This window comes from Streptomyces sulphureus DSM 40104 (assembly GCF_000381025.1).
GTDB classification, from domain to species: domain Bacteria; phylum Actinomycetota; class Actinomycetes; order Streptomycetales; family Streptomycetaceae; genus Streptomyces; species Streptomyces sulphureus.
On record NZ_KB905818.1, the window covers coordinates 71,806 to 84,066 of the forward strand.

Sequence of the window (12,261 nt, forward strand, 5' to 3'; positions counted from 1 at the left end):
CGGTATCCGTCAACCTGCAACCGGTATGGCCGTACGATGGCGCGGTGCTGGTCAAGTGGATGCGCTGCACCGTCGTCGACCGTCCGGGCTTCGAGCGGGGGCAGCGAAAGTGGGCCGGGCTGCTCGGGGAACCGGGGTTCCGGGGACAGGGCGGCGGTTGGAGCAGAGCAAGGGAAGGGGTCGCGCACGTCTTCGGGTTCTGGGAGAGCCGTGCGTTCTACGACTCCTTCATGGCGCGCTCGCACGATCGTCTGCACGCCGCCCAGGTCGGTACGTACAAGGATCTCCAGGTACGGCTCTTCGAGTACCGCTTCGACGTGAAGACGGGCTTCCGGCCCGTCTTCACGGACGCCGACCTGTTGCGGGTGGCCCACTCGCAGGTGCGTCACGACCGGATCGAGCATTACACGGCGATGCAGGAGAAGGTCTGGAATCCGGCGATGGCGGGGTCGCCCGGAATGCTGCGCGGCGTGTTCGCGCAGGCGCAGACCGAGGACGAATTCCTCGTGCTGTCCATGTGGGATTCGACGGCCGAGCACGGTAAGTACCGCGAGGAGCGCATGGAGCGCCTTGCGTTCCGTACCCAGTTCGGTGCGGACGTGAGCAAGGTTGCCGGCGACGTGATCGATCTCGAGCCGAGCTGGACGGTCTGAGCCCGGCTGCTGACCTACGGTGGGCGTATGGCCCGACCGCGCCGCATCGTGCTCCTCCGTCACGGGGAGTCCGAGGGCAACAACGACGACAGCGTCTACGAGCGCGTCCCCGACCACGCACTGGCGCTCACCGAGCGCGGACAGCAGCAGGCGAGGGATGCGGGGAAGCGCCTGCGCGAGCAGATCGGCGCCGAGGGCGTCTCGGTGTACGTCTCCCCTTACCGACGCACCCACCAGACGCTCACGGCGTTGGGCCTCGACTCGTCGCTCATGCGGGTACGAGAGGAACCGCGCCTGCGCGAACAGGACTGGGGGAACTGGCAGGAGCGTCAGGACGTGCGCGACCAGAAGGCGTACCGCGACGCCTACGGGCACTTCTTCTACCGCTTCGCTCAGGGTGAGTCCGGCGCCGACGTCTACGACCGGGTCGGTGCCTTTTTGGAAAGCTTGTGGCGTAGCTTCGAGAACCCCGACCATCCGCCCAACGTTCTCCTCGTCACCCACGGGCTGACGATGCGGCTCTTCTGCATGCGCTGGTTGCACTGGAGCGTGGCGGAGTTCGAGTCGCTCTCCAACCCGGACAACGGCGAGGCCCGGTCGCTCCTCCTCGAGCGTGACGGCCGCTACCACCTCGACCGGCCCTTCGAAAAATGGCGCACCCCGCGCCCCTACGGACCCCGTGTATGAGGCGGGAACGGCGGCAGGAAGCACAGTGCCGGCCGGTTGCCTGCTCGCCGGCTCGGGATGCCCCGTGCGGAAGACGCGCCCCGCTCTCGCCGACCGCAGGGTGCTTTCCTTGCGGGGCAGGACAGGTGGATCAACCCCGCGTACAAGGTCTCTCCTCGAGGAGACCCCGCGTGCCGAAGTCCCGTGCCACAGGCGTCTCCTGGAGAAGAGGCAGGGGTGGGTGAGCGCGTCGAATCGGGAGCGGATACGCTGACTGCCGCCATGCCGTACGAGCCTCCGACGCACCGCATCGAACGATCGATCCGTGCCACCTCCCAAGCCAGGATCATCGCGGGAGTCGATGAGGTCGGCCGCGGGGCCTGGGCCGGACCGGTCGCCGTGTGCGCGACGGTCACGGGGCTGCGTCGGCCGCCGGAAGGGCTCACGGACTCCAAGCTGCTCACCGAGAAGCGCCGCACAGTGCTGGCGGACGAGCTGGTGCGGTGGGTCACCGCATTCGGCTTGGGGTACGCGTCGGCTGAGGAGATCGACGAACTCGGGATGACGGCGGCCCAGCGCCTCGCCGCCACCCGCGCACTCGAATCGCTTCCGGAGCGACCGGAGGCGGTGATCCTCGACGGTAAGCACGACTACCTCGGCCCGCCCTGGAACGTGCGCACCGTCATAAAGGGCGACCAGTCCTGCGTGCCGGTCGCGGCCGCCTCGGTGATCGCCAAGGTGCGGAGGGACGAGCTGATGGCCCAACTCGGCTCTGCACACCTCGACTTCTGCTTTGCGGACAACGCCGGCTACCCCTCGCCCGTGCACCGTGCCGCCCTCGAAGAGCACGGACCCACGCCGTACCACCGATTGTCCTGGTCGTACATGGATGGGCTGCCGCGTTGGAAGCATCTGAAGCGGAACAGGATCGAGCCTGAACCATCGGAGCAGATCGGCCTTTTCTGAACTCGAAGAACCCGCAGTATGAAGCCTGATAGCCGCGAACTCAGCGCCAGGAGTGTGCCGAGAAACTTGGCCGCCCCGCCCACGCGCCACCTGTCCGCGTTTGATAGACATCACACCATGCCTCTCACCCCTGAGGAGCCACAGATTTCCGAGAGTGTCCCGGGCCCCCGCAGCGCAGCAGGGTCCGCCAGTACATCGCAGGTTGCCTCTTCCGCAGCGGTCCCCGGACCCAGGTCGGCCTCGCGTCCCGCGCCACACAGTGCAGAGTGCAGGCAGCGGGCTGAGCCCCGGCGGACCGGAGGCCGCCAGGGAGGTCGCTCGGCCGGAAAGCCGGCGTCGACTGCCGCGGACCAGCAGAAGGCCGCGCAGATCCACCTGCGGGAGGCCACCGAGGCCACCGCAGTCGAGGTGGCTGACGAGGTGGTCGACTCCCTCCTCGACGAAGGCCGATCCCCGGACGACGTGCTCGTCCTCACGACCGGTGAGTCCCACCCCTGGACCCAGCACGAACTCTCCTTCGGTGAGGACGCCTACTGGCGCCAACAGACGGAGAGCGAGGACGTGTTCTTCGCCGAAGCGTCCGCTACCGAGCATCTCAGGTCTCGGGGGGTGGTGGTCCTCGCCGTCAACGGAGGCAGCGACGCGCAGGCGGCTGCTGCGCTTCCCGCAGCTTTGGGCAAGGCTCACGACACCCTGATCGTGTGCGGGGACCCGCAGCGGTTGCGCGCGCTGCTGTGATCCGACGGCGCCCGCTGTTCGGGCAGGCCGTGGCAGTGTCTGCTGCTTCGGTCCGCCGCTCGTACCGGCGGGGCCGTGCGGTCTCCGATCCGTCGTGACCGGCCGGAAGGTGGAACTCAGGCCCGTCAGGCAGTGTGCTCTCCCGTACGCGGCTCGAGGGCACCGGCCGGGCTGACCGTCGTCTCGCCTCCCGAGGGGACAGTTGCGTGCGGGTGCCGACCGCCGCGCTCTTCTCCGAAGACCTGCCAACCGCCGGGTGTGACGGTTACGTAGGCGCCGCACCGCAGCCCGTGCAGCGTGCAGGCGTCGCGGAGTCCCCACATCCACGCGCCGTCCAGTTCGGTCCAGCGATGGTCTCCGCTGCGGTAGCAGACGAGGATCGCCGTCCGTAGGGGCACGCGTCGGCGCAGGTCGTGCGGTATCACTCGGCGCAACCTGACGAGCAGAGCGTTGCGGAACTCCCAGCCGTCGGGGTGTTCCGTCCGGTGTCCGAACGACGCGCTGGCCACGAGCCGTTCGTCCGGGTCCAGCACACCTACGATCACAGTGGAGAGCGCGGTGCCGTGCCTTTCGCAGAGCTCCCTGATCATCTCCCGCGGGTTGCGCAGCAGCGGGATGCCGGCCGACGACCACTCGGCGGGCTCCAGGGCACGACTCAGCCTGGAGGCGGAGTCGGTGGTTGGCGGCGGGGGAGTGAATCCGAAAGTCACGGTCCTCCCTCCGTCCAGTGGGCGCTACCAATTCTCCTGTGGGCCAAGCCACTCGGCAACGGCGATACTTCAGCTCCGAACACTTACGTGTCCGACGGTGCATACGCAGGTGCGCCCCTTGGCGAACAACTGTCAGCGATAGGGGGCCGGTTGGGACCGAGCGTCCGTATCCCCGTGCCCAGCGGAAGACGGCTGCCAGCGTGTGCGCCGCCTGCCGGAGGCTCCTCAGTCCCATCCGACTCTTCTCCCTTTGCTCAGCTCTGGATGCCGAGCACCAGAGGCAGTACTGCCTCGGCACCCGCCTTGCGAAGCAGCCTTCCGCCGACTGCCAGCGTCCATCCGGTCTCGGTGTAGTCGTCGACGAGCAGCACGGGGCCTCCGGCCTTCGCCACGGCGTCGGCCGTCGCCGCGGGGAGCTGCATGGCTCCTTCGAGAGTCCGCACTCTTTGTGCGCTGTTGCTCCGTGGTGGGACGCCGGCCTCGTATGCGGTGGCGACGGTCCCGAGCAAGGGCATCCGACCTATCGAAGCGACTCGCTCCGCGAGCGAGCGCACGAGTTGCGGTCTCGATGTCGACTCGACACCGACCACGCCGACCGGACGCCGAGGGGCCTCTGCCTCCCCGGATGCCCAACCTCCGGGGCCCTTCGCCCACTCGGTGAGCACGGAGACGACGGCGTCGAGAACGTCGTCGGGCACGGGAGCGTCCGAGGCCTGCGGGGCGACCATCGGACGAAGACGATTGCCCCAGCCGATGTCCGAGAGACGGCCCAGGGCCCTGCCCGCTTCTGTCCTCTCCGTTTCCGGGATCTTGCCTTTCAGTTCGAGACCGATCGACGGAAGGCCCGTGGGCCACATCTTCCGCGGTTCCACCTCCACGCCGGGACGGTGGAGTTCACCGCGTGCCGCGGCAAGCGTGGATGCGGAGATCTCGGGTGAAAAGCGGGGCGCGGTGCAGTTGTCGCAGCGTCCGCAGGGAGCCGCGTGATCGTCGTCGAGGAGGCGGCGCAGGAACTCCATGCGACAGGCCGAGGTGCGTGCGTACTCCTGCATCGCCTCCTGCTCGGTCTCACGTTGCCGCGCGATCCAGGCGTACCGCTCGGCGTCGTAGGTCCAGGGCGCGCCCGTGGAGGTCCAGCCGCCGCGGACCTTCCGCACGGCGCCGTCCACGTCGAGCACCTTGAGCATCATCTCCAACCTGCCGCGCCGCAGGTCGACTTGCGGCTCGAGAGCCGGCAGGGACATCGGGCCCGGCGCTTCCTCCAGAACACCGAGAGTCCTTCGGACCTGTTCTTCGGGCGGAAAGGCCAGAGAGGCAAAGTACTTCCAGATCGACCGGTCCTCCTTGCCGGGCAGCAGCAGCACCTCGGCGTGGTCGACGCCTCGTCCGGCCCTGCCCACCTGCTGGTAGTAAGCGATGGGCGAGGAGGGGGAGCCGACGTGCAGGACGAATCCGAGGTCCGGTTTGTCGAAGCCCATCCCGAGCGCCGAGGTGGCGACGAGCGCCTTGACCCGGTTGGCGAGAAGGTCGGCTTCCGCTGCCTCGCGGTCGGCTCCCTCCGTGCGGCCCGTGTAGGCGGCCACCGGATACCCGCGGCTCCGAAGAAAGGCCGCTACTTCCTCGGCCGCCGAGACGGTGAGCGTGTAGACGATGCCGCTACCGGGGAGCTCGGCGAGGTGGTCGGCGAGCCATGCCAAGCGGTGTGCGGCATCGGGGAGTTCGAGAACGCCGAGGCTGAGGCTGTCACGCTCCAGCGTTCCCCTGAGGATCAAGGGGGCGCTCTCTTCCGGAGAAGCGGTGCCCGAGGGGTCGACACCGGTACCGAGTTGCTCCGCGACGTCGGCCGTGACGCGTGAGTTCGCCGTGGCGGTGGTGGCGAGGACCGGGACGCCTGCCGGCATTTCGGCGAGGACCGTCCGCAGCCTCCGGTAGTCCGGACGGAAGTCGTGCCCCCAGTCGGAAATGCAGTGGGCCTCGTCCACGACGAGGAGGCCCGTGGACGCGGTGAGCTCGGAGAGGGGGCCGTCGCGGAACTGGGGATTGTTGAGCCGCTCCGGGCTGATCAGCAGGACGTCGACCGCGCCCTCGGCGATCTCCGCGTGCACTTCTTCCCATTCCTCGGGGTTGGCGGAGTTGATCGTCCGCGCTGTGATACCGGCTCGGGCGGCTGCGGCGACCTGATCCCGCATGAGTGCGAGGAGAGGCGAGACGAGCACGGTGGGACCGCGGCCACGACGCCGTAGGAGGGCCGTTGCTACGAAGTAGACGGCGGACTTCCCCCATCCCGTGCGCTGCACCACGAGGGCCCGGCGCCCCTCTTCCACGAGCGCCTGGACCGCGCGCCACTGGTCCTCTCGCAGGCGGCCCTCGCCCTCCGGCTTGCCCACGAGCCGTGAAAGCACGGAGTCGGCTTCGTTGCGCAGGTCTGTCTCAGTCATGGCCCCATGGAACCCGAGACGACCGACACCCCGCCAACCGCCCTTGTGGATAACTACTGATTGGTGCGATCTATACGATCAATGCAGCTTGCTGGGGATAACGCACGACATTAATCCCGGCCTTCGGTGCATGCTGCCGCCCATGGACTTCGACCCCGCGAAACCTGCCCCAGCCGCAGGCAACACCGAAGAAGCACGCCACCCAACCCCTGACCACATCGGCAGCGGAGGCCGAACGGGACCCCTCACGCTGCCCCAGCTCGCGGAAGTGCTCCCGTACCTGCTCGGCTTCTTCCCCGACGACTCGGTCGTCCTCCTGAGAACCGCACCCGGCGACGGCGGCATCGCCGGAGCCCTCAGGGCTGACCTGCCGCCCGAAGAAGCCGAACCCCGTTCCTTCGCCTCGGCGTTCGCCGAGTCGGTGTCCCCGGAAGAGGCCGATGCGGAGGCGTTGACCGGTCGCCTGCCGGACGCCGGAAGTGCCGTCCTCCTCCTCTGCCGTGACCCTGGAAAGGACGAGCGGCCGCGTGCGGTACGCCGAAGGCTCAGCCCCCTCGCGGAGGCGCTCCGGCGAGCGTGCGAAGCGCGTGGGGTTCCCGTGGCGGAAGTGGGCGGAGTCTCAGCCGGTCGCTGCTGGTCCTTCCTCTGCTCCCGTGCGGACTGCTGTCCTCCGGACGGCAACCACGTTGCGCCCAAGGGGTCTTCGACTTCTCCCATCGCAGCGGCAGCCGTCTACGAGGGCTTCCCTGTCCCCGAACGGAGAAGCCTGCTGGAGCTCAGGTTCGCCCCGCTGGCAGCTCCTGCCCACGAGGCCCAGGAAGCGGCCCTGCACAAAGCCGAGGCCGAAGTGAGCACGGCCGCCGCGGACCGGTCGGCTTCCGAGAAGGACCGGGTCGAATCCGTCGGCCTGGGGCTGCGCCTTCTCCACCGCTTCGTCGCCTCGCCTCCGAGAGCTCTGGCGGACGAACAGGCCGACGCCCATGACGACGTGCTCCTCGCCCCGCACGAGGCGGCACGCCTCATCGTGGGACTGCAGAACGAGGGCATGCGCAGGTGCGCGGCCGACTGGGTGGGCGGCTCGATCACGCTCGGCGCCGGTCGGCTGTGGAGGGCGCTCGCGAGGCGCTGCGTCGGCCCGTACGCACGCTTGGCGGTACCGCTGCTGGCGCTCGCAGGGTGGACCTCCTGGCTCTCCGGGGACCTCACGGGTTCACGGATCGCCAGCAGCCTCGCGCTACGACGCGACCCCGGGTACCCCTTCGCGATCCTCGTCCACCAGGTCTGCAACCGGGGCCTCGATCCGGCACCGTTTCTCCGCTCCTGGCCGCAGCCCCCTCATGGCGACGGGACCGGGGAAGAGGCTGCGATCTGACCACGTGCCGGCGATCCTATGCGGTTTTGACGCATGACCAACGTCCGTAGTCGGCAGGCGAATTGGCCGATCCAGCAGATGAGAAGGGCGGCTCCGATGTGCTCTCACCTCGTGCAGTCCCTCGGGGCCGCACAGCCTCAACCACCGCTGCACCCAACGCATTACACAGTTCACGGAGCGGAGACCGCCCACTCCCGATGCGATCCCCGATTGCTGCCGCCGTTCCGGGGTCGATCGGGCGTTCCCAAACGCCTGTTTATCGTCAGTGCGACGACTAGGATCGAGCCATGCCCTTCGAGCCGTCGGTCCAAGCCCCGTTCGCTGTCGCCGTCGACCTGGTCGTGCTCGCCGTGCACAGGTCGGCGCTGCGCACTCTCGTCGTGCGCCGCGGCGAGTCACCGGATCGAGGGCGGTGGGCTCTGCCCGGGGGATTCGTCGGGGCCCAGGAGGACCTGGAGGCTGCGGCCGCCCGCGAGCTCAAGGAGAAAACCGGGCTCTCCGTCCACGTCGCCGGCAACGGCGACGCTGCGCACCTGGAGCAGTTGGCCACGTACGGGGACCCCGGGCGTGACCCGCGGACCAGAGTGGTCAGTGTCGCCCACCTGGTGCTCGTCTCGGGGCTCGGAGAGAGTCACGAGTCGTATACCGGCGTCGTCCGGGGATCGGTTCTCGGAGATGCCGCCGGCGGGGAGCCGGAGGTGCGATGGGCGCCCGTCGACGAGCTGCTGTCGGCGGACTCCGAAATGCACCGCAGAAGCTCCCCCTCACTGCTCGCCTTCGATCATGATCGCATTTTGGCGGAAGGTGTCGATCGGGCCCGGGCAAAGATCGAGTACTCCTCGCTCGCCACCGCCTTCTGCCCGCCGGAGTTCACGGTGGGGGAGTTGCGCAGGGTCTACGAGGCGGTGTGGGGGGTCGCCCTCGATCCCCGCAACTTCCACCGCAAGGTCACGGGTACGCCGGGCTTCCTCGTCCCGACGGGCGGCACGACCTCCCGTCAAGGTGGGCGCCCTGCACAGTTGTTCAGGGCGGGCGGCGCCACTCTGCTCAATCCGCCGATGCTGCGTCCTGAGGCGTGAGCGGCGTCTTGTCGAGCGGTGTGAACTGCGGGCCGCGTTGCCAGTAAAGTCGGACATATCGCGTTATCTTTCCTGGGTGTGTCCTCCAAGCGCCCTGCGGAGAATCGATGATCCAGGCCATCGGGCTCACCAGTACCCCTCGCCGCCGGCAGCGGCCGACCGTCGACGACCTCACCTTCGAGGCGCGACCAGGTGCTGTCACCGTGCTCTGCGGGCCGGAAGGTGCCGGCAAGACGAGTGCGGTCGAGCTGATGTTGCAGCTCCGAGCCGGGCGAGGCGTGGCCCTCTTCCGTGGACGCCCGATGCACCGAGTACCGCAACCTGCCCGAGAGATCGGGATTCTGCTCGGTGAGGTTCCGGGGCACCCCGACCGGACAGCCAAGGGGTACCTGCGGATGATGGCCGCTGTCGCAGGCGTGCCAGGGGGACGTGTCGAGGACGTACTCGCCGTGGTGGACCTGGAGGGGATGGCGCGGCAGCGCCTCGGTGCCTTCTCGCGCGGCATGAACCGCCGCCTCGGGGTCGCGGCCGCCCTCCTCGGCGATCCGCACACGCTCGTCGTCGACGAGCCGACGGCCGGTCTCCCGCCGAGAGAGGCGAGTTGGCTGCACGGCATCCTCCGCGGCTTCGCCGAACAGGGCGGCACCGTTTTCGCCACGACCGACGACCCCGGGGAGGCCGCGGCCCTCGCCGACCGTGTGCTCACCCTCCAGGACGGACGTCTGCTGGGCGACGAAAACGTTTCCGAGTTCGCGCAGACGCGGCTACGCCCCCACATCGTCGTCCTCTCCCCGGACGCCGAGCGGCTGGCCGGCATTCTCGTCACGGAGGCCGAAGCCGGCCAACTAGCCAGCGTCGGGGACCACGTCGAGGTTGTTCGCGAGAGCGAGAACCGACTCTCCGTGTACGGAGCGAGTTGCGCGTCGGTGGGCGACGCCGCCTTCCGCGCCGGTGTGCTCGTCCATCGTCTCGCCGTGGAGGGTCGCCTACCGCGGAAGGAACAGGCCGTCCCCGAGCACCTGTTGCGCATCCCCGATCCGGCCACCGGCGCACGCCGACCCAGCCTCCCCGAGGTGACGATCGAGACGAGATCGCCCGGAGCCCCCCGGCGAGCTGTCGCGACTGCGATGCCGCTGCCGACTTCGACCGTGAAATCCCTGCCGCATCCCGCGCGAATCGGTCCGGGTCCGGAGCCCGTCGATGCCGAATGCGAGGCACGTGAGGAGGAGGCCGCCGAGCCTCCGAGCCCTCTTCCGCCGAAGCTCCGAACGGTGCGTCCAGGGCCCGTGGCGCCTGTGCGGTACGAACTTCTCCGGATGTTCGGCGTGCGTATGCCCTGGTTGATCGTTGCGGCCACGGTTCTCGTGTCGCTCGCGCTCGGCGCGGGCGCCGTCACCTTCGACGAGGGGCTCCGCACGAACCCTCTGCCCCCTTTGGTGTCCGTCGTCACGGGATGGGCGGCCCCGGCGTACCTTCTGCTGCCGCCCACCGCCATCGCTGCCGGGATCCTCGGTGCGCTCTCCTTCGGCCAGGAGTTCCGTTTCCCGTCTGTCGCCCCCCAGCATCTGCCCGTGCCGCGGAAACTGGGCCTGTCGGCGGCGAAGCTACTCGTCTCCGCTGCCGTCGCGATCGGTCTCACGCTCGTCGTCGCGATCGTCAACGCCTCGGTACTGAGCGCCTGTTACGGCCTCGGGATCTTGGAGAAGCGGACACCCGTGGAAGCCGGAGCCCCTTGGTATGTCCAGCTTCCCGGGGTTGCCGCGCTCGCTGTCGGCTGCGCATGGGTGGGTCTCCTCGCCGCCGGGCTCGCCCGACGGACCGCCGCCGGGCTGCTCGCGCTCGCTGCGGTGCCGCTCGCGGCCACGGCTGCGGTGCGCAACGTCTTCGGTGTCGATCCGTTGGCCGCGCTCGTCAGCGTCCCGCAGCAGGTAGAGCGCTGGACCGAAGGTCCCCTGCCCGCCGGGTTGGAGCGCTGGGTCGGCGTCCTGCTGCACGTCGCCGCCCAACCGCTCGGCCAGGCCGTGGCTCTGGCGCTGACCGCCCTGCTCTGCATCTACGCGCTGACGGTTCTCCGCACCCGGGCCCGGTGAGTAGCCCGACGGGGGCCCGCCGGAGAAGTCGTGGTGGACCCCCAACGGCCTTGCCAGAACGCGGAGATGGCGGCTGACCGTCCCTTCCCCGACCGGCGTCAATCGAACGAAACCCAGCGATCACCCTTTCGTGTGCTTTTCACCAAAGCCCTCAAGACAGCCCTCAAGCCCGTCCCACAGGCGGCCGACAAAGGATGCGTGACTACCCTTGCGCACTCCACGATGACCTCGGCTCGCCACACCAACACCGGCCTCGTCGGCCCTGGCGAGCTCGACCGCTACGCGTACGCCGAATCCTCCGGAGCGGCCCGTGCCACCACCAACGCGCCCGCATGGGACGGCGCAGAGGCAGACGTCAACCGAGTCGGCCGCCGCACCGCCGGTAGCCGCGGACGTGGCCTCCACGGCCAACTCGTCCAGCAACTGGGGCAGATGATCGTCTCCGGCGACCTCGGTGCGGACCGCCCGCTCGTCCCCGAGGAGATCGGCCAGCGCTTCGAGGTCTCCCGGACCGTCGTCCGTGAGTCCCTTCGGGTCCTCGAGGCGAAGGGGCTCGTCAGCGCCAGGCCCAATGTCGGCACCCGCGTGCGCCCGGTGAGCGACTGGAACCTCCTCGACCCGGACATCATCGAGTGGCGGGCCTTCGGTCCCCAGCGCGACAGTCAGCGCCGCGAACTCTGCGAACTGCGTTGGGCGATCGAGCCGTTGGCCGCACGCCTCGCCGCCGGCCGCACCAGGGACGAGACCCAGCAGCGGCTCGCCGACATGGTCGAGATCATGACCCAGACCCTTGCCCAGGGCGACACCCTCACCTTCTCGCGGGCAGACGCGGAGTTCCACACGCTCGTACTCCAGGCCGCGGGCAACCGCATGCTGGAGCACCTCTCCGGCATCGTTTCCTCGGCACTCCAGGTCTCGGGCGGCCCGTCGAGCGGCGGTTGCGACGTCTCGACGGAGGGGGCGCTCGCTCAGCACCAGCGCGTCGTCGAGGCGTTGGGCGCCGGCGAGGGCGCCGTCGCGGAGAGCGAGATGCGCCAACTCCTCGGCGGACGCGCCGAAACGGCCGAGGAGGCGGGCGTGCAGCCGGAGGTGGCGAGGCAGGCCGCAGGACAGCCCGGCGTCGACCACGTGGTTCCGCCGCCCCGCGAGCACTGAGCGCCGCCGCGTCCGGCGAGGCGGCCCGCGGCAGCCGCCCCCAGCCCGACTCCGCGGGAGCGGGCACCGCTCCGTGCGGAGCGCACGGTGCCCCCGGCCGCCCCACCTTCCGGTGGGGCGGCCGATCTGCGCCCGGCGCGCGAAAGTGCGCCAAATCTCCTCAATGCGCGCCCCGCGGCATGAGGCGGGAGAGGCACCATGGAGCCGTTCCGCCTGATGCGGTCAGGCGCTGGGAGACGGGTGAGGTGGGATGGTTTCTTCCTTGTGACCGCATCTGTTGGGGTATGGAGTGTGACTCGCGCCACGCGAATTGGGCGTAACGCTTTGCGTGCCAGCGCGATGACTCAAGAGGTGACAGCCGCGGAAGGAATAAGAGGCCCCCGCACGGGGCTTC

10 protein-coding genes are annotated in these 12,261 nt (G+C 69.3%); 8 read left to right on the forward strand and 2 right to left on the reverse strand.

The annotated features are described in order from the left end of the window. Window positions 1-44 precede the first annotated feature (44 nt). The 4 genes from F603_RS0117535 to F603_RS0117550 all read left to right on the forward strand — a co-directional run bounded on the left by F603_RS0117535 (window position 45) and on the right by F603_RS0117550 (window position 3,023). Window positions 45-653 carry a YdbC family protein gene (locus F603_RS0117535; protein WP_026328501.1) on the forward strand — a complete coding sequence of 203 codons (609 nt, stop codon included), beginning with the start codon at window positions 45-47 and terminating at the stop codon, window positions 651-653. A gap of 27 nt (window positions 654-680) precedes the next feature. Then, a complete protein-coding gene (locus F603_RS0117540) occupies window positions 681-1,340 on the forward strand; it encodes a histidine phosphatase family protein (RefSeq protein ID WP_019547286.1) in 660 nt (219 codons plus the stop codon). Window positions 1,341-1,601: 261 nt separating this feature from the next. Next, complete coding sequence (locus tag F603_RS0117545) at window positions 1,602-2,285, forward strand: ribonuclease HII (RefSeq protein ID WP_019547287.1); 684 nt, start codon at window positions 1,602-1,604, stop codon at window positions 2,283-2,285. A gap of 408 nt (window positions 2,286-2,693) precedes the next feature. Next, complete coding sequence (locus F603_RS0117550) at window positions 2,694-3,023, forward strand: hypothetical protein (RefSeq protein WP_016910100.1); 330 nt, start codon at window positions 2,694-2,696, stop codon at window positions 3,021-3,023. 125 nt (window positions 3,024-3,148) lie between these two features. Here the strand turns inward: F603_RS0117550 and F603_RS0117555 are convergent, their stop codons facing one another. Together F603_RS0117555 and F603_RS0117560 are read right to left on the reverse strand one after the other, a co-directional pair. Continuing rightward, the gene (locus F603_RS0117555) at window positions 3,149-3,733 is read right to left on the reverse strand and encodes a hypothetical protein (protein WP_019547288.1); all 585 of its coding nucleotides are present in this window, start codon (window positions 3,731-3,733) and stop codon (window positions 3,149-3,151) included. A gap of 254 nt (window positions 3,734-3,987) precedes the next feature. After that, window positions 3,988-6,171 carry a RecQ family ATP-dependent DNA helicase gene (locus F603_RS0117560; RefSeq protein ID WP_019547289.1) on the reverse strand — a complete coding sequence of 728 codons (2,184 nt, stop codon included), beginning with the start codon at window positions 6,169-6,171 and terminating at the stop codon, window positions 3,988-3,990. 142 nt (window positions 6,172-6,313) lie between these two features. Here F603_RS0117560 and F603_RS0117565 point away from each other — a divergent pair, with 142 nt between their 5' ends. The 4 genes from F603_RS0117565 (at window position 6,314) to F603_RS0117580 (ending at window position 11,867) form a co-directional block, all read left to right on the forward strand. Next, window positions 6,314-7,543 carry a DUF4192 domain-containing protein gene (locus F603_RS0117565; protein WP_026328502.1) on the forward strand — a complete coding sequence of 410 codons (1,230 nt, stop codon included), beginning with the start codon at window positions 6,314-6,316 and terminating at the stop codon, window positions 7,541-7,543. Between the two features lie 287 nt (window positions 7,544-7,830). After that, the gene (locus F603_RS0117570; protein WP_019547291.1) at window positions 7,831-8,622 is read left to right on the forward strand and encodes an NUDIX hydrolase; all 792 of its coding nucleotides are present in this window, start codon (window positions 7,831-7,833) and stop codon (window positions 8,620-8,622) included. 107 nt (window positions 8,623-8,729) lie between these two features. Beyond that, window positions 8,730-10,712, forward strand: a complete 1,983-nt coding sequence (locus F603_RS0117575; RefSeq protein WP_019547292.1) for an ATP-binding cassette domain-containing protein — start codon at window positions 8,730-8,732, stop codon at window positions 10,710-10,712. Window positions 10,713-10,844: 132 nt separating this feature from the next. Then, a complete protein-coding gene (locus F603_RS0117580; RefSeq protein WP_169379075.1) occupies window positions 10,845-11,867 on the forward strand; it encodes a FadR/GntR family transcriptional regulator in 1,023 nt (340 codons plus the stop codon). Window positions 11,868-12,261 lie beyond the last annotated feature (394 nt).